The organism is Paludisphaera sp. (assembly GCF_037189885.1).
Taxonomy (GTDB): Bacteria; Planctomycetota; Planctomycetia; order Isosphaerales; family Isosphaeraceae; genus Paludisphaera.
This window is the reverse complement of record NZ_JBBCIR010000009.1, coordinates 32954-49516: the sequence shown is the minus strand read 5'-3', so window position 1 is coordinate 49516 and position 16563 is coordinate 32954. Positions and strand designations below refer to the sequence as shown.

Annotated in this window: 15 protein-coding genes; 5 read left to right on the top strand and 10 right to left on the bottom strand. The window is 70.7% G+C overall.

Annotated features, from left to right (window positions below; translation table 11 throughout):
• Window positions 1-35 precede the first annotated feature (35 nt).
• Window positions 36-1286 carry an SGNH/GDSL hydrolase family protein gene (locus tag WG209_RS03885; protein ID WP_337173692.1) on the top strand — a complete coding sequence of 417 codons (1251 nt, stop codon included), beginning with the start codon at window positions 36-38 and terminating at the stop codon, window positions 1284-1286.
• A gap of 338 nt (window positions 1287-1624) precedes the next feature.
• On the opposite strand, the gene WG209_RS03880 is transcribed toward WG209_RS03885, so the two are convergent.
• Window positions 1625-2611, bottom strand: coding sequence for a peptidoglycan recognition family protein (locus WG209_RS03880; RefSeq protein WP_337173691.1), 987 nt, complete (start codon window positions 2609-2611; stop codon window positions 1625-1627).
• Between the two features lie 148 nt (window positions 2612-2759).
• Here WG209_RS03880 and WG209_RS03875 point away from each other — a divergent pair, with 148 nt between their 5' ends.
• Together WG209_RS03875 and WG209_RS03870 are read left to right on the top strand one after the other, a co-directional pair.
• Window positions 2760-3713: a serine hydrolase gene (locus tag WG209_RS03875; protein WP_337173690.1), complete on the top strand. Its 954-nt coding sequence runs from the start codon at window positions 2760-2762 to the stop codon at window positions 3711-3713.
• 20 nt (window positions 3714-3733) lie between these two features.
• The gene (locus WG209_RS03870; protein WP_337173689.1) at window positions 3734-4252 is read left to right on the top strand and encodes a hypothetical protein; all 519 of its coding nucleotides are present in this window, start codon (window positions 3734-3736) and stop codon (window positions 4250-4252) included.
• Window positions 4253-4534: 282 nt separating this feature from the next.
• Here the strand turns inward: WG209_RS03870 and WG209_RS03865 are convergent, their stop codons facing one another.
• The 5 genes from WG209_RS03865 to WG209_RS03845 form a co-directional block, all read right to left on the bottom strand.
• Entirely contained in the window at window positions 4535-4921 is a 387-nt protein-coding gene (locus WG209_RS03865; RefSeq protein ID WP_337173688.1) for a thioesterase family protein, read from the bottom strand.
• Window positions 4918-5502, bottom strand: coding sequence for a tyrosine-protein phosphatase (locus WG209_RS03860; protein WP_337173687.1), 585 nt, complete (start codon window positions 5500-5502; stop codon window positions 4918-4920). The genes WG209_RS03865 and WG209_RS03860 overlap by 4 nt, the downstream gene beginning before the upstream one ends.
• Window positions 5468-6211, bottom strand: a complete 744-nt coding sequence (locus WG209_RS03855; RefSeq protein WP_337173686.1) for a hypothetical protein — start codon at window positions 6209-6211, stop codon at window positions 5468-5470. Before WG209_RS03855 ends, WG209_RS03860 begins: the two co-directional genes overlap by 35 nt.
• A gap of 186 nt (window positions 6212-6397) precedes the next feature.
• Window positions 6398-7207, bottom strand: a complete 810-nt coding sequence (locus WG209_RS03850) for a hypothetical protein (RefSeq protein WP_337173685.1) — start codon at window positions 7205-7207, stop codon at window positions 6398-6400.
• 317 nt (window positions 7208-7524) lie between these two features.
• The gene (locus WG209_RS03845; RefSeq protein WP_337173684.1) at window positions 7525-10599 is read right to left on the bottom strand and encodes a PVC-type heme-binding CxxCH protein; all 3075 of its coding nucleotides are present in this window, start codon (window positions 10597-10599) and stop codon (window positions 7525-7527) included.
• A 712-nt stretch (window positions 10600-11311) separates the two neighbouring features.
• Here WG209_RS03845 and lysS point away from each other — a divergent pair.
• Window positions 11312-12826 (top strand): lysine--tRNA ligase, encoded by a 1515-nt coding sequence (lysS, locus tag WG209_RS03840; protein WP_337173683.1) that lies wholly within the window; start codon window positions 11312-11314, stop codon window positions 12824-12826.
• Between the two features lie 34 nt (window positions 12827-12860).
• On the opposite strand, the gene WG209_RS03835 is transcribed toward lysS, so the two are convergent.
• Window positions 12861-14033 carry an AI-2E family transporter gene (locus WG209_RS03835; RefSeq protein WP_337173682.1) on the bottom strand — a complete coding sequence of 391 codons (1173 nt, stop codon included), beginning with the start codon at window positions 14031-14033 and terminating at the stop codon, window positions 12861-12863.
• 287 nt (window positions 14034-14320) lie between these two features.
• Between WG209_RS03835 and WG209_RS03830 the strand changes: the two genes are divergently transcribed.
• Window positions 14321-15157 carry a PEP-CTERM sorting domain-containing protein gene (locus WG209_RS03830; protein ID WP_337173681.1) on the top strand — a complete coding sequence of 279 codons (837 nt, stop codon included), beginning with the start codon at window positions 14321-14323 and terminating at the stop codon, window positions 15155-15157.
• A gap of 29 nt (window positions 15158-15186) precedes the next feature.
• On the opposite strand, the gene WG209_RS03825 is transcribed toward WG209_RS03830, so the two are convergent.
• The 3 genes from WG209_RS03825 to WG209_RS03815 form a co-directional block, all read right to left on the bottom strand.
• Entirely contained in the window at window positions 15187-15570 is a 384-nt protein-coding gene (locus tag WG209_RS03825) for a response regulator (protein ID WP_337173680.1), read from the bottom strand.
• Between the two features lie 114 nt (window positions 15571-15684).
• The gene (locus WG209_RS03820) at window positions 15685-16155 is read right to left on the bottom strand and encodes a hypothetical protein (protein ID WP_337173679.1); all 471 of its coding nucleotides are present in this window, start codon (window positions 16153-16155) and stop codon (window positions 15685-15687) included.
• Window positions 16136-16555: a hypothetical protein gene (locus tag WG209_RS03815; protein WP_337173678.1), complete on the bottom strand. Its 420-nt coding sequence runs from the start codon at window positions 16553-16555 to the stop codon at window positions 16136-16138. The genes WG209_RS03820 and WG209_RS03815 overlap by 20 nt, the downstream gene beginning before the upstream one ends.
• Between the last annotated feature and the right edge of the window lie 8 nt (window positions 16556-16563).

Below are 16563 nucleotides of genomic sequence, written 5' to 3'. Positions count from 1 at the left end.
CCGGCCGGCGCGCCCGACCCCTCGGAGACCTCGACGTGGAGCCCACCCCCGCCCGTTCGCCCGCCCGCGTCCGCTGGTTCAAGCGGCTCATCATACTCGGCACGCTGGCGGCCGTCGCGGGCGTGGTGGCCTCGTTCCCGATCGGGCGGCATTACGCGATCGAGGGCTACACCGCGGCCAGGCGCTCCGCGCTCTACCACCTCACCGGCCTGACCCCCGACCGCTCCGAGATCGAGGCCGACTGGGCCCGTCGGCGGGCGCTCGGCGTCGCCCGGACCACCGAGGTCCTGACCAAATTCTACGAGAAGGCCGACGAGCCCATGAGGGAGCTGTTCCGGGTCGCCGGGATGGACCCCGAGCACGGCCTGGTCCGCTACGGCCGGGCCGACCAGGCGTTCCTGCTCTCCTCGCAGGTCTTCGAGCCCGACGACTCGGGCCGCTCGTACCGCTTCCGGCCGGGCCGGAAGTCGGTCTGGCTGCGGCAGGTCACGCTGCACGACGGCCCGTTCGGCCTGTTCCTGGTCCTCGACACGCCGGCCCATCGCGAGGCCGCCCAAAAGGCCGGCGCGATCGTCGACGAGGTCTCGGCCACCACGATCAACTCGTGGGGCCTGCGTGGCCCGGAGCCCGACCCGTCCGCCCCGCTCCGCGGGATCGTCCTGGGCGACTCGTTCATGCAAGGGATGTTCAACCCGGACGACCAGACCCCGCCCCTCCACCTGGAGAAGCGGCTCGCCGAGCTGGAGGGGAAGGCGGTCTCCGTCGCCAACACGGGGCACATCGGCTACTCGCCCGAGCAATATTATTATTCGTTGGTGGAATACGGCGAGCGGATGGACCCCCATTTCGTCGTCATGAGCGTCTGCCCCAACGACTTCGGCGGCGACTTCGACATCCTCGCCGGCCGCCCCGACTGGATGGACGAGGCCGAGTACTGGATCGACAGGGCCCACGGCTGGTGCCGGTCGCGCAACGTCCCGTTCCTGCTGGTGCCGGTCCCCAGCTTCCCCCAGGTGGAGAGCCGACGCAAGGACGGCTTCTATCCCGGCCTGGTGAGCAACATCTTCGCGGCGCCGCCGTCGCGCTATCTCGATCCGCTGGAACGCTTCCTGGACGAGAACCTGCGCCTGAAGCTGGAGGCCCAGAAAACCGGCGAAAACAACGCGCGCAGCAAGCTCTACAACCGCCACATCGACGACGACCACTTCTCGCCCAAGGGCGCCGAGGTCTGGGCCGACGCCGTCGCCCGCCGCCTCTCCCTCATCATGGCGACGACGGAGCGCTAGCGCCGGGGGAGACGCCGGAGGGCGGACGATCTTCCCCCCTGGAGGGGGAAGACAGACTCCGAAGGAGTCAGATGAGGGGGAGCCCGCCCGCAACGCTTCGCATTTCGCGACCCCGCCCGGGCCGACGGCCCCGGCTGGCCCCTTCGACCCTCGATGGCCGTCTCGCCCGTCCCCCCCTCATCCGGCCCTTCGGGCCACCTTCCCCCACCAGGGGGGAAGGCCGTTATCAAGGTCAATCCGCGATCCGGCACGTCGGGCGGATCCGTGGAGACAGGCGCCGCGGGGGGAGACGAGGCAGGCCGCACGCGCCGGGGGAGGCACCGGCGCGCCGCCCATGATCACTTCTTCATCAATTCCCGCGCCCCGCCGACGACCGCTTCCCACTGGAAGGCCGGGCCGGGGTCGGTCTTGTTGGTCTGGACGTGCCAGTGGCCGAGGACGCCCTGGTAGGCGTCGAACTCCGCGCGGGGGAGGGCGTCCGGGCGGACCTGGCCGGAGTCGTCGCGGGGGTAGTCGCAGTTGATCTTGGGGAAGACCGCGCAGAGCGCGGCGGTCAGCTTCGTCAGGGCGTCGTACTGGGCCTGGGTGAGGTCGTACTGCTCCAGCGTCGAGCCCTGCAGCTTGCCGGTGATCGGCTCGTTGCGGGCGGGGGCGAGCGGGACGGACGGGTCGCGGATCAGGTCGTCCTCCGGGGTGCCCGGCAGCTTGATCTTCACGCGTCCGGCGTCGTCCTTCTCGTACCAGCGGTCGCGGGTCGCCGTCTTGCCGGGGGGATAGGCCCCCATGTTGGCGATCTCGATGCCGATGGAGCGGCCGTTGGCGATCGTGGCGTGCCAGGCGGCCTCCTTGAGGTCGAGCGTCTGGTAGATCGTGCCGTCGAGGTCCAGCATGAAGTGGACGCTCAGGCCGCGGTCGTCGTGCAGGACGCGGAAGCAGCGCTTGCTGGTGCCGCAGACGTCGTAGTGGATGACGAACTGGTCGACGACGTTCTGGAGCGTCGGCAGATCCCAGCCGTGGAGCTTCACGCGGGCCTGGTCGGCCTCGGACAGGTTGTGCCGGCGCTGGCTGAAGCGGACCTTCGCCAGGTCGGGCCGGACCTTGTCGGCCGGGATGAAGCGGGGCTCGACGCGGTAGGCGTCGTACCCGCCCGGGTCGGTCCACAGGACGACGGGGGTGCCGGTGTGGAAGAGCTGGCCGCAGACCATGATCTCGTCCCCCCGGCGTTCCAGCGGGTCGCCCGGCTTCGGGTCGTCGGCCGCGAGGGCGAGGGGGGCGATGGCGAGCAGCCCGAGGGCCGCGACGAGGCGGGGCGGGGACGGACGCAAGGCGTTCTCCTTCCACGGACGGGGGGCGGGCGTGGGCCTGGACTCGCGGACGCGCGCGGCCCACAATGGATTTTCCGTCGTGGCGGCCGCTCGGGACAAGCGGGTTCCCCCCCCCGTCATGCTCGAATCGAAGCACGGAATCATCTCCATGACCCAGCGCCCCTCGCAAGCTTCCCGCCGTCCCTCCCCCCTGGCCCTCCTCCTGGCCCTGGCCCTCGCCCATGCCCACGCGGCGACCGCCCAGGAGGCGACCCCCCCGCAAGCCCCCGCCGAGCTGGCCTCGAAGCTGACCGCGCTGGCCGAGGCCCACAAGGGCAAGGTCGCGATCGCGCTGAAGCACCTGAAGACGGGCGAGTCGTTCGCGCTGAACGCCGACGTCCCCATGCCGACGGCCAGCCTCATCAAGTTCCCGGTGATGATCGAGGCCTACCGCCAGGCCGCCGAGGGGAAGGTGGACCTAAACGCCCCGGTGACGCTCCGCAAGAAGGACATGGTGCCGGGCTCCGGCGTGCTGACCTACCACTTCTCCGAGGGGGCCACCTTCCCGCTGGTCGACGCCGTCCACCTGATGATCACCTACTCCGACAACACGGCCACGAACCTCGTGCTGGACGCGGTCGGCATCGGGTCGACGGCCGCGACGATGGAGGCGATGGGCCTCCCGAACACCAAGATCCACTCCAAGGTCTACCGCCGCGACACCTCCGTCTTCCCCGAGCGCAGCAAGCAGTTCGGCCTGGGGAGCACCACCGCCGCCGACATGGTCGCGCTGCTCGACGACCTCCACGCGCGCAAGATCGTCGACGAGAAGGCGAGCGAGGCCATGTGGAACCACCTGCTCACCTGCGACGACAAGGACAAGTTCCCGCGCCTGCTCCCCCCGAACGTGAAGATCGCCTTCAAGACCGGCAGCATCGACGACGCTCGCACCTGCGCCGGGGTGATCGAGACCAAGGGGGGGCCGGTCGCCCTCTGCGTCCTGACCTCCGAGAACGAGGACAAGAGCTGGGGCCCGGACAACGCCGGCAACCTCCTCTGCGCCCGGGCGGCCAGGGAGGTCTACGACTCCTTCAGCGCGCGGGCCGACGGCCCGGCGAATTGACCCCAACGCGAGGCGTCGACATGGGATTCCTCCGCTCGCTCCGCAACTTCCTGGCCGACCGCTCCCACGAGCAGCCCCCCGAGGATTCGGTCCGTCGATTCCGCGACGCCTGGGGCCTCGACCCCGAGGCGGGCGAGCTGATCGAGCCGACCGACGCCGCCCCGGCCGCCCCGGCCCCCAGCGCCCCGGGGCCCGACGCCCGGGGGGCGTCCGAGTACGACCGGACCCAGTGGCGGCGGAAGCTCCATCACATCTTCGAGGCGGGCCCGGCCACCAACCCCGAGTGGCCCGCCCTGCTCCGCGAGGCCCGCGCCCTGAACCTGGACGACGCCTGGGTCGCCGACGGCATGCGCGAGGAGTTCACGATGCTGATCCGCTCCCACATCGCCGACCGTCGGCTCACCGAGGACGAGCGCGCCAACCTCGACGCCGTCCGCCGCCGCATCGGCTGGACCGAGGCGGAAGCCGCCGCCATCGTCGAATCCGTCGTCGCCGAGGCTCGCCGCTTCTTCGGCGGCGACGTGGTCGTGGAGAGCTGACGACGCGCCAGCCATCGTTGTTTCATGACGGCCGCGATCCGAACAACGGTCTTCCCCCCTGGTGGGGGAAGACAGACCGCGAAGCGGTCAGATGAGGGGGCGCTTGCGCCAGGAGCGCAGGAGTTCGGGGCCACGGCCCAGGCAGTCGGCCGCCGGAAGGCCGCCCCGGATCCCGACCGCCTCCCTGCTCGTCCCCCCCTCATCCGGCCCTTCGGGCCACCTTCCCCTACCAGGGGGGAAGGGCGTCGGGATGACCCGCTCCGGCCCCGGCCCGGCCGCTCCTCAGCGCAGATTCTCGGGGAGCGCCTGGGGCTTGCCCTCGCGGTCGACGCACGCGAGGGTGGTGCGGCCCTCGGTGAGGAGGACGCCGTCGCGGAACAGCTTGTACTCGTGGACGATCTTGACGTGCGTGACCCGCGCGACGGACGTCCGCAGGGTCAGCAGGTCGTCGTAGCGGGCGGGCTGCCGGAACTTGCACTCCAGGTCGACGATGACCAGGAAGAAGCCGGCGTCCTCGATGTCGCGGTAGGAATGGCCGCGGGCGCGGAGCAGCTCGGTGCGGCCCATCTCGAAGTAGACCGCGTAGGTCGCGTGGTGCAGCAGCCCCATGCGATCGGTCTCGGCGTAGCGGACGCGGATGGGGATCTCGTGGCTGTCGAGCTGGCTCATCGCGTCGCCTTTCCGGTCTCCGGGTTCGCCGCGGTCGCCTCGGCCGGCGGCGGCGTCACGACGATCAGCGGGTACGGGTCGTAGGGCCAGTCCTCGCGGCTCGGGTCTTGCGGCCGGTAGCCCGATTCCGCCCAGCGCCGGAATGTCGCGGGGGAATGGGCCGTCTTCTCGGCCTTGAGCCAGCCCTCGTACTGGTCGATCAGCTCCGACATGATCTTCCCGTCGCCGGCCGGGACGTAGAGGTGCCGGATGCTGAACTGGGCGCGGGCGTCGTCCAGGGTGGAGCCCTCGCGGAGCAGCTCGGCGATCGCGGCGACCAGCCCGGTGCGCTCCGCCCCCCAGGCGCAATGGATCAGGACGGGATACTCCATCTCGTCCAGCGCCTTGACGATCGTCCGGAGCTGGACGCGGGACATCCAGATGCACGAGGAGAGCGCGACGTCCACCTGGGTCGCCCCGGCGGCCAGGGTGGCGGCGCGCTCGTCGCGATACCAGGCCTTCTCGGGGTTCGCGCCGCGGAGGTTCAGGACCGTCCGGACGCCGTGCTCACGAAGGGTCGAGGACAGCAGTTTCGACGACATCTGGGACGACCGGAGGATCCGATCGGGCTGCACGATCCCGAAGTTGCCGTTCGCCTGGTTCCAGGTGATCCAGGCCGTCGGCCCCAGGAGGAGCGCCGCGATCGTCGCCAGGCCCCCGCGCGCGAGCTTCCTGCGCGTGCTTGCCACTACCGACCTCCCAATATCCCTCGCCGGGCGCGGGCGGCAGAGTCGCCTGGACCCGGGCGAATTCTTCGATCAAGAACCGGTCATTCTGATCCGGCGGGGCGTCGGGGCGGGCCCATGACAGGCCCGAGACCGTGTCCCACGCCTGCTCGGCCGTGTAGCCCTCGTGGCGGATCAGATACGCGGCGTGCGCCAGGCTCGTGCGATGGTGGCCGGCGACGCAGTGGAAGAAGACGGGCTGGCGAGACGGGTCGGCCAGCAGGTCGGCCGCGATGGCCATCTGCTCGACCGTGGCGCGCGAGCCGCGCATGGGGATGATGACCCAGTCGAGCCCCTCGTCCTCGACGACCTTGCTCTGGCCGATGTACTTCTCGTCCGTGCGGTTGATCGCCGTGAGCGTGACGATCGTCTTGATGCCCTCGCGGGCGACGACCCTCCGCAACGGGGCGGGCTTCTGCCACGCGCCCCGGACGACGCGGCCGGGGCGGATCACCTCCACCCGCTTCTCCAGCCAGTATTCGCGGGCCCAGAGCGAGCCGCCCACGACGGCGGCGGCCGTAATCACGACCGCCCCGAGGATCCAGGGCAAAGAAGGGCGACGGACCACGTGGACTCCTTCCCGCGGCGGCCTATGAAGGCGTGCGCGAACGGCCCTCGCGGCCGTCACGCCCGAAATCGCCGGCATTGTAGCCGCCCCCCCCCTCCCGGCAAGGCCAACAACCGTCGCGGGGGACGCGCGAGCCGTCGTCGTTCAGCCGGGCTTCTCCGCGTCGCCGGGCGAGGGGAACTGGGCGAGCGCCTCGCGGTAGGCCCGCTCCACGGCCTGGAACTCGGCCGGCTTCCCGCCAGCGTCCGGGTGCTTCTCCCGGGCGAGTCGCCGGTAGGCGGCCTTGATCGACTCCCTGGAACAGGGAAAGCCGACATCAAGCACGACGCTCCAGGGATGCCGCGAGGCCAGGTCGGCGTGGACGCCCTGGACGCCCTTCTCCTCGCTGACGTAGAAGTCCGTGCCGTGGTGCGTCACCCGCCCCTCGCGCCTCAGCGTCTCGCGGTCGATGGACAGCGAAGGAGCCTTCGGCGCCTCCGCGTCGCCCGCTCCGTCGCCCGGCAGATCCTCCTCGCGATAGGGCTCGCGGTCGATGTACATCTTCCCCGCGGTCCGCCGGACGATCCGATGCCTGGCGACCGTGACCTCGCCGAGCGAGCCGGCCTGCCCGGCCTCGGAGACGGCGTAGAGGAAGGCGAGAGGCGCGGGGCGGGCCTCCTTCGCGGGGGGGCGACGGGACAGGCGGCTCCTGGGCTTCTCTCGCCCCTGGTCGTCCGGCGCGCGGGCCGGCCCGCCCCGCTTGGAGGCGGAAGCCCACTTCGAGGGCAACCGTTTCCCCCCGTCGCCGGCCGCCTCGGCGGCCTTCTCCTCGGCCGCCTTCGCGTTCTTCTCGTAGCCGGTCGCCAGGGGCTTGGCCCCCTCCCTGGCGTCCGACTCCGAGGCCCAGACCAGCCAGCACCACCGGCCGATCCCGACCGAGCAGCAGGCGTAAGCGGTTTCTTCATCCTGGATCATGTTCACCGACCGATCCGGCGAGATTGAGGGGACTGACCTGTGTTCCGTGGAAAACCGGGCGAGGAAGTCACGACCAGCATCCCTTCTCCCCTCATGGGAGAAGGTGGCCGAAGGCCGGATGAGGGGGGCGACCGGCCCCGCGTCATGCCGGCCGCGAGGGACCTGAAGCCGTCGGCCGTCGGTTGCGTTCCCTCATCCGCCCCTCCGGGGCACCTTCTCCCACGAGGGGAGAAGGGGGGATGCGCATCCCCCCCACCGGGCACGCTACCGGCGTTCCGTAGGCCGTGTTGACGATCCGGCGACCCGCCCCGGCGGCGTCAATCCGCCGGGGCGTCCTCGCGACGGCCGAGGAGGTAGCTCATCAGGTCGTGGAATTCCCGCTCGGGGATCTGCTGGGCGATGTCGGCCGGCATGGGGGAGAGCTGGACGGTCTTACGCTCCTCGACCTCGTCGGCGGGGACGCGGATTTCCTGGCCCTGGGCGTCGGCCATGACGAGGATCTTCCCCTCCTCGCGGAGCAGCAGGCCGGAGATGACGCGGCCGTCCTCCAGGGCGAGGACCGTCGTGCGGAACATCTGGTCGACGTTCCGGTTCGGGTCCAGCACGTCCTCCAGGAGCCGGTCGAGCCCCCGGGCGCCGATCCCGTCGAGCTGCGGTCCGACGCGCGCCCCCCGCCCCCCGATCTGGTGGCAGACGCCGCAATGCGTCTCGAACGCCTTCGCGCCGGCGGGCACGTCGGGCGTCGCCGCGGCGAAATCCGCGCGGCGCTTCTCGATCAGCTCCGCGAGTTGCTCGTCGGCCGGCGGCAGCCCGGCGAGCAGCCCGGCGATCCGGTCGGCCACGTCCGCGATCCCCGCGTTTTCCAGGCCGATGACGATCGGCCGCCGCTGGAGCAGCCGGGCCGACGCCTTCCCCTCGGCGATCGCCTTCAGGAGCGCCTCGCCGCCGTCCTTCCGACGCACCAGAGCCGCGGCCGTCGTGTACTGGATCGGCTCGGGGATCGTCGCCAGCGCCGCGACGATGGCGTCGCGCGCCTCGGGCCTGTCGATCCCCGAGATCGCCACGGCCGCGGCCTCGCGCAGCGAGGGCGGCAGCGAGCCGTCCTCCAGCACCCGCTTGAGCCCGGCCAGCCCGCGCGGCATGTCTATCGCCGCGACCGCCGCCAGCGCCTCCAGGCGACGCCCTTCCGGCAGGTCCTCGCGGGCGAAGACGGCCTCCAGGTCGGGGATCGCCTCCTTGATCTGGAACTCGCCGACGGCGTCGACGCCCCGCTTCACCTCGTCGGCGTCCTTCGACGTCAGCGACCCCTCCAGCAGCCCGGCGACCATCGCCCGAAGCTCGGCGGGGGTCTCGGCGCCGCGCTCGGCCAACCCCTGCCGGATATCCCGCAACGCCGCCAGTTGGGCCTCCGGCCCGCCGGCGGCCACCGTCCCCTCCACGAACGTCGCGAGGGTCGGGAAGATCGATTCCTCCCCGTGCCGCGCGACGTGGCGCAGGTAGCGGGCGACGTCCGCCGGGTGCTCTGAGGCGTGCTGGAGATGCGTCATCAGGAACGCGGCGGCCGAGGCGGTCGGCGCGGCCACCGCCACGTTGGCGAGGTCGGAACGGTCGCGGTCGCTCAACTTCATCGCGGCCAGGCCGGGCCAGACGCCGGGGCCCGAAAGCTGGTCGCGGAGCGCCTTCCGCGCGGTGTAGAGCAGGTGCGTGTCGTCTTCCGACGTCGATTGCCGCAGGTCCAGCAGCGGGCGGACGAACGCGATCTCGGGATGCGCCCCCAGCACCTCGGCCGCCGCGCGGCGGACGTGGGCGTCGGGCGAGGCGAGCGACTCCAGCGCGAACGCCCGAGTCTCCGGGGCGAGCGCCGGCCGGTCGGCCAGGATCCGCAGGCCGTGGACGCGGAGCGCCGGGCCGTCGGCATCGGTCGCGCCCCTCGCCACGTCCGCCAGGGTCTCGTCGTCGAGCATCCCCAGGCGTTCGAGGATCCAGAGGGCGTGGACCCGCTCGGTCGGCCCGGCGTCGTGGGCGAGGGAACGTTCGCGGAGCTTTCTCACACCCTCCTCGCCGCCGCGCGCGACGAGCTGGTTGGCCGCGCTGACGCGGACGGGGAGCGTGGGACTCTTGAGGTCCGCGATCAGCTCGTCGACGCTCGATTTCGTCCGGTCGACCGCCTCGGGCGAGGGGATCGGCCTGGAGCCGTCCCCCTTGTACACGATGCGCCAGATCCGGCCGCTGGTCCGGTCGCGGCCGGGGTGGGTGAGCGGGACCTCGTAGTGGCCGATGATGCGGTTGTAGAAGTCGGCGACGTAGATCGCGCCGTCGGGGCCGATCTTCATGTCGACGGGGCGGAACCAGTTGTCCTCGCTCCAGACGAAGTCGGGCTGCTCGATCCCGCGGGGGGTCGACCCATGCCACTCGACCGAGTCGTGGTTGATGCGGTTCGTGACGACGTTCCCGACCATCAGCCGGCCGCGATACTCGGGGGGGAAGTGGTCCGACTCATAGGCGATGATGCCGGAGATGGCCGTGGAGCCGTGGTCGTGCGTGACCATCTCGGGCGCGAAGCCCAGGCCGTCGTGGGGCTTGCCGAAGCTGGGGTAGTACCCCCCTCGGATCAACTGGTACAGCGGCTTGCTGTGGCAGTCGGCCGAGTAGAGGTAGCCGAGCGAATCGAACGCCAGGCCGAAGGGGTTCACCTGCCCGTGCGTGACGCGCTCGGCGTGCGAGCCGTCGGCGCGCATGCGGTAGACGTTGCCGGAGTTCATCTTCACGGCGCGCCCGTCCGCCCCGGCGAGTTCCGAGTCGTTGGAGAAGCCGTGGCAGGCGTAGATCCAGCCGTCGTGGCCCCAGGTGAAGCTGTTGGTCATGCCGTGGGTGTCGCGATGGCCGATGTAGCTGTACGCCGCCTCGCGGGCATCGGCCTTGCCGTCGCCGTCGGTGTCCTTCAGCCGCCAGATGTTGGGGATGCCGTGCGCCAGCGCCTCGTCGGCGGAGGGCATCGGCAGGACGCCGATGGGGATGTTGAGGCCGTCGGCGAAGGTCTCGACCTTCCGCGCGCGGCCGTCGGGCCCGAAATCGGACAGGATCTTGACCGTGTCTCGGGGCCTGGCCCCCCCCTCGGCCGCGTAGGGATACTCGACCGTGTCCGTGACCCAGAGCCGCCCCCGGTCGTCGAACGCGATGTTCAGCGGCTTCTGGATGTCGGGCTCGGCGGCGACGAGCTGGACCTCGAACCCCGGCGGGACGTGGAGCGCCTTCCGCTCCTCCTCCGGCGACCGGGGCTCGAACGTCGAGACGTCCTGCACCGGCGCGGGCTGCTGGCCGACGACGCGGACCGACACGAAGACCGCGGCCAGCCCCAGGCACGCCAGGGCCGGCACTCTCATATGAAGCATCACGACGCTCCGTCGCGGGGAGGGACAAGGTGTGACTTCGGGCGGAGATGCGTTTCAGCGTGCCCGCTCGGCCGTCGGAAATCAAGGGGATGCAGTCGCGCGAGCCGCGCGGACTCGCCCGGGCGTCGGACATGTCTCGGGAGATTTTCCGGGATTCCTGAAATCCCGCCGATCTCGCCGCTGATCCTTCGGGTGTTCGATGAAGCTGTTCTTTGACAACTCGGAAGCAGCCAGGCGTCACGGAGCCGTGACGAGCGCTCGCCCCAATCCGTCCCCTCTCCCGCCGGGAGAGGGCGGCCGCGCCAGCGGCGGGCGGGGGTCGTCGCGGCGCGGATGGAGCGATGGCCGCGCGAATCGTGAACCGCCGCTATCTCGACCGGTCCGACGACCCTCGCCCGGCCCTCCGGGCCACCTTCTCCCGGCGGGAGAGGGGACGCGCGTTTCACGCTCATCGAGCAGGGCGCGGAGCGAGAAACCACTTCGAATTCGACGAACGAAGCCAACGCTCCACAGCCGTAAACCTTTTATGGAGAAACGACTTAACTACCCCGCGACGTGGAACGACGGCGCGCGAACGAAGCCAACCCGGCCGGCCCCTTATCTCGGCGGCGGGCGGCCTATCGGTTGCGGTTGCGGGGCTTCGGGCGGGTCACTACAATTGGCCGATTCGTTCTCCCCAAGTCGAACCCTGGAAAAGAGCTAAGGCGGCGAGATGGCCGAAGAGTCGCGGGACGGTCTGGAGGCGGTGCGGGCGGAGAAGCTGCGGAAGATCGCCGAGCTGGGGATCGACCCCTGGGGGCGTCGGTTCGACGACCATCGGGCCATCGCCTCCGTGCGCGCGATCGACCCGCCGAAACCCGCCGAGGGGGAGACTCCCGAGCCCGGCCCGGCCGTGCGGATCGCCGGGCGGATCATGCTCCGGCGCGGGCAGGGGAAGGTCGTCTTCCTGGAAGTCCGCGACTGGACCGAGCGCGTCCAGGTCTTCATCGGCAAGAAGCAGGTCGGCGACCAGGCATGGGCGCTGGTGGACCTGCTGGACCTCGGCGACCTCCTCGGCGTCGACGGCACGCTCGGCTACACCAGGACGGGCGAGCTGACCGTCTTCGCCACCGAGCTGACCTTCCTGGGCAAGAGCCTGACCCCGCCCCCCGAGAAGTGGCACGGGCTCACCGACCAGGAGGTCCGCTACCGCCGCCGCTACGTCGACCTGTTCTCGAACCCGGAGTCGCTCCAGACCTTCATGGCCCGGTCGACCATCGTCCGCACCTTCCGCAAGGTGATGGAGCAGCGCGGGTTCGTGGAGGTCGAGACCCCCACCATGCAGTCCATCGCCGGCGGCGCGGCGGCCCGGCCGTTCGTCACCCACCACAACACGCTGGACATCGACCTGTTCCTGCGGATCGCGCCCGAGCTGTACCTCAAGCGGCTCCTGGTCGGCGGCATGGAGCGGGTGTTCGAGATCGGCCGCGTCTATCGGAACGAGGGGATCAGCCCCAAGCACAACCCCGAATTCACGATGATGGAAGCCTACCAGGCGTACGGCGACTATCACTCGATGATGGACCTGACCGAAGGGCTGATCCGCGCCTCCATCGAGGCGATCGGCGGCGGCTTCGTCCGCCCCTGGGGCGAGAAGACCATCGACTTCACCTCCCCCTGGCCGCGCCGCCCCTACTTCGACCTGCTGAGGGAGCACGCCGGCGTCGACCCCGAGGACTTCGAGGCCGTGAAGGCCCGCGCCCAGGCCGCCGGGATCAAGACGGAGGGGCGCGATCGCGACGTCATCATCAGCGACCTGTTCGAGGCGACCGTCGAGGACGCGCTGGTCGGCCCGGTGTTCGTCATCGACTACCCGGCCGCGATCTGCCCGCTGACCAAGCGGAAGGCGGCCGACCCGCGCGTCGCCGAGCGGTTCGAGCTGTTCGTCGACGGCATCGAGCTGGCGAACGCCTACACCGAGCTGAACGACCCCTACCTGCAGGAAGACCTCTTCCGCGGCCAGCTCGCCGGCCAGAAGGAGGAGGACTCGATGGCCAAGATGGACGACGACTTCGTCCAGGCCCTCAAGAACGCCATGCCCCCCGCCGGCGGCCTCGGCGTCGGCATCGACCGCCTCTGCATGCTGCTCCTGAACAAGGCCAGCATCCGAGACGTCATCCTGTTCCCCCTGATGCGTCCCCAGGCCCCCCGCCCCGTCGAGACCGAGGACGACGAGTCGGAGATCTGACGACCCACGCCGGCCCTCGCCCTCGCCCCCGCCCTCACCCGCCGCCGGCGCGACCGCCTTCCGCCGGCGGGATGGGGGCCGGGATCAGCGCCGGGCGCGGTTCGGGGACGGTCGCGACGGCTTCCGCCGCCTCGCCCTCGACGCCGGGCGAGCGCCAGTCGACGCTCATCAGCTCGGCCCAGCGGTTCAGCTCGGGGACGGTCTGGCAGACGATCTTGATGGTGACGGTGATGGGCATCGCCAGGATCAGGCCGGAGAGGCCCCAGATGTATCCCCAGAAGAGGCAGGCGATCAGAACCGTGGTCCCGTTGAGGTCCAGCGACCTCCCCATGACCAGCGGCGTGACGACGTAGCCGTCGATCCCCATCACGGCAAGGTACATGGCCGCGACGATCAGGGCGTCCCCCAACGAGCCGGTCTGCCCCAGCGCGATGAGCGTCGGCGCCGCGCCGCCGGCGAGCTGGCCGATGTACGGGATGTAGTTCGTCACCGCCGCGAACAGCCCCAGCGGCAGGGCGAAGTTGATCCCCAACAGCCACAGCCCGGCCGTCACCGCCGCCCCGACGCCCAGGTTCATGAGCGTCCGGGCGATCAGGTACGCCCGCACCTTCCGCGTCACCTGCTCCAGGACCCCCTGGGCGTTCCGCGACGACTCGGGCGTCCGGGCGAAGAACCGGAGCACCTTGACCTTGAGCATGTCGCTCTCGATCAGCAGGAAGATCATCAGGACCAGGACGATGAACCCGTGGACGACCCACGCGGTGAAGTCGGACAGGCCCAGGCTGAGCTTCTCGATAAGGAGCGCGCGGTTGGTGTCGCCGAGGCGGTCGATGGTCCCCGGCTCCGGGAGGATCGCGCGCAGCGAGGGCTGATCGCGGATCAGGTCGGTGAGCCGCCCGCTGAGCCGGCCGGCCAGGCGCTCGATGTCGCTGGGCAGGGTGTTGGCGGCCTGGATGAGCCCCTCGGCCGTCATGCCGGCGAGGTACACCCCCCCCAGCACCAGCATGAGGAAGATCGTCAGCAGGCCGATCGGCCCGTAGGCCAGCCTGCGCCGGAAGAACGACGCCAGCGGCGACAGCATCGACGCCAGCACCAGCGCGAAGGCGATCGGCGCCAGGATCGTCTTCAGCAGATAGAGCGCGGCGACGACCCCGAGCACGGCCAGGACGACCTGGGACGACGCCGCATACCTCGCCGCTCGATCCAAGACGACTCTCCCGCGACGATGGACGGGCCGGGGCCGCTCGGAGTGGGAGCGTCCCCCCTCCATCATCGGCCCCGGGCGGCCCCGCCGCAAGTCCCGCGCCGGATCACGCGCCTCCCCCCGGCGACGGCCTCGGCGCCAACCCCTCCGGGCGGGAAGCCCTCTCGGCGCCCGCGTTTGAGAAGCGAGGACGGGGCGATTGATCCCATGCCTACTTTCAGGCAGAATCACGCCCTCTTGCCAGCGGCAACGTCAAGTTCCGTACCACGAGGCACCAGAGAGGCCGAACTATGTTCGCAACCATTTGGCGGTCCGTCTTGGCCGCCTCGCTGCTCCTCGCGGCGGCCCGGGGGTCGTCGGCCGGACCGATCGCCTACGTCGTCGATTCCTCGAACAACCTGGGGACGCTCGAGTTGGACACGGGGGCGTTCCATCGGGTCGGGACGGTGGCGACGGCGCTCGACTCGATGGGCCGGCCTAGCCGGCTCTTCGCGATGGGCTTCGGCGCGGACGGGATGCTCTACGGCGTGGACAACCGCGTCGGCGACCTGTACAGGATCGACCCGGCGACGGCCGCGACGACCGACCTGGGCAATACCGGGTCGCGCGCCGTGGGCGGCGGCGCGGGGCCCGGGGGCGACCTCTACTTCCTCTACTTCTTCATCCCGTCCACCCTCCGCCAGATCGATTTGCCCGGCCCGGCCTCCTCGCTGATCGGCTCGATCGGCTTCGAAGGGGACGGCTCGCTGGCGTACGACGGCCGGGGCTCCTTCTACGCGACCGAGTTCGGCACCGAGATGCTGTACCGGATCGACCCGGCGACGGGGGCGTCGGTCCTCGTGGGTAGCCTCGGCCTCCCGCCCGGCTCGGAGGGCGTCGGCGCGGCCGTGTTCGTCGACGGGGTGCTCTACGGCTTCACCGGGAACAACACGATCGTCATGATCGACGTCGCGACCGGCGCGTCGACCTACGTGGCCGACATCCAGACGCCCGGGGCCTTCATCGGCGCCGCCGCGGTCCCCTGGTCGACCGCGGTCCCCGAGCCTTCCAGCATCGTCTCGCTGGGCGTCGGCCTGCTCGTCGGCCTCGGATTCGTGGGCCGCCGCCTCGGGCGTCGCGCGGGCTGAGATGCAGGCCCGCCCGAGGTCGCCGGGCATCAGCCGGCCGTCGGCTCGTCGCCCAGGTGGGCGCGGATCAGGTCGGGGAGCTGGGCGGTGAACTTGCTCCGGGGCATGACCTCGCGGCAGCCGGCGTCGCGGGCGGCCTGGAAGGCCTCCACCTCGACGTGGGGGCCGAAGGCGATGAAGGGGACGTCCGGCGCCAGCGCCATCAGCTTCGTCAGCGACTCCCGCGAGGCCAACTCGCCGGCGGTCAGGTCGACGAACACGGCGCGGGGCCGGTTCCCGGCTAGGAACTCCTCGGCCTGCTCGACCCGGCCGACGGCCTTGACCTTCCGGCCCAGCTCCTTGGCCGTGCTGGTGATCTTGACCGTGAACATCAAATCGCGGCTGAGGAGCAGGCCAGAGGGGGTCGTTTCCATGATGCGGCTCCGTTGGGGGGATTGTCGCCGAAGGCCGCCCCACCATACCGGAACGGGCGGGGGATAGGCGAGGGCCGACGGCTCGATGCCCACGGGGGCGACATCCCGCGCGGATCAGGGCCACTCGTCGGGCAACTCGCTCAGGAACTTCTGGAGGACCGCGCGGGCATGGTCGACCGACATCGGCCCGGGATCGACGTCCGATTCGTGCGCCCAGTAATTGCGGACCCGCCGCACCGCGTGGGCCCTCTCGCGATCCGCCTTCGAGATCCCTCGGTATCGCTTCCCGCCGATCTGGTCGATCATCACCGATGCGTCGGTCCGCCGCCCCGGGTCGCCGTGCCGCGAGCGGTCATACGACCGCAGGGCCGCCTCGAACGCCGCGAAGAGGCGGACGATGTACGTCCCTTCGAGGTTCAGGTGCGCGGCTTTGAGGTTGTCGCGGGCCGGCCTCTCGAGCAGATTCGCGAGATCTGGCGCGGCTTGCAGCGCGGCGCGCAGGCGATCCACGGCGGCGCGGGTCGCCTTGTATTCGCCCCAGACCTCGGCGACGCGCTCGTGGAAGTCAGACCGACGGTATGGCATGCTCCGCGATCGCTTCCATCACCCGGTTGAGCGTGTCGCGCGAGAGGCTCGCCCGCCTTCCCTGTTCCACGGAGCCACCGGCTCCCGCGTCGGGCAGGAAGTCGGAATCGACGTACCAGCGGCCGTTTTCGCTGTAGAAAGTCGCCAGCGGATCGTAGGTCGGCATCAGGTAGAGGTCGACGGCCGCCTCCGCCCCGGGGATGTCGTACGCAATAGGGTCGAGGCCGAGACGGACCGGCCCCTTCTGCAGGGCCAGGAACGGGACCTCGTACACGGCCCGGTCCGCGTCCCGCATCCTCTTCGTGTACCGCTTCTTGACCCAATCGGGATCGTCCAGGCCGGCTTCCACCTGGGTGACCAGGTCCTCGGCCAGCCGCGCGAATTCCTCTCGATTCGACATCCCGCCGC

Bases quoted from the DNA above. Each gene is read 5' to 3' on its own strand.
- WG209_RS03845 (WP_337173684.1), bottom strand. From the start codon at position 10,599: ATGCTTCATATGAGAGTGCCGGCCCTGGCGTGCCTGGGGCTGGCCGCG.
- WG209_RS03825 (WP_337173680.1), bottom strand. From the start codon at position 15,570: ATGGAAACGACCCCCTCTGGCCTGCTCCTCAGCCGCGATTTGATGTTC.
- WG209_RS03830 (WP_337173681.1), top strand. From the start codon at position 14,321: ATGTTCGCAACCATTTGGCGGTCCGTCTTGGCCGCCTCGCTGCTCCTC.
- WG209_RS03860 (WP_337173687.1), bottom strand. From the start codon at position 5,502: ATGTCGTCGAAACTGCTGTCCTCGACCCTTCGTGAGCACGGCGTCCGG.
- WG209_RS03870 (WP_337173689.1), top strand. From the start codon at position 3,734: ATGGGATTCCTCCGCTCGCTCCGCAACTTCCTGGCCGACCGCTCCCAC.
- WG209_RS03865 (WP_337173688.1), bottom strand. From the start codon at position 4,921: ATGAGCCAGCTCGACAGCCACGAGATCCCCATCCGCGTCCGCTACGCC.
- WG209_RS03820 (WP_337173679.1), bottom strand. From the start codon at position 16,155: ATGCCATACCGTCGGTCTGACTTCCACGAGCGCGTCGCCGAGGTCTGG.
- WG209_RS03815 (WP_337173678.1), bottom strand. From the start codon at position 16,555: ATGTCGAATCGAGAGGAATTCGCGCGGCTGGCCGAGGACCTGGTCACC.
- WG209_RS03850 (WP_337173685.1), bottom strand. From the start codon at position 7,207: ATGATCCAGGATGAAGAAACCGCTTACGCCTGCTGCTCGGTCGGGATC.
- WG209_RS03875 (WP_337173690.1), top strand. From the start codon at position 2,760: ATGACCCAGCGCCCCTCGCAAGCTTCCCGCCGTCCCTCCCCCCTGGCC.
- lysS (WP_337173683.1), top strand. From the start codon at position 11,312: ATGGCCGAAGAGTCGCGGGACGGTCTGGAGGCGGTGCGGGCGGAGAAG.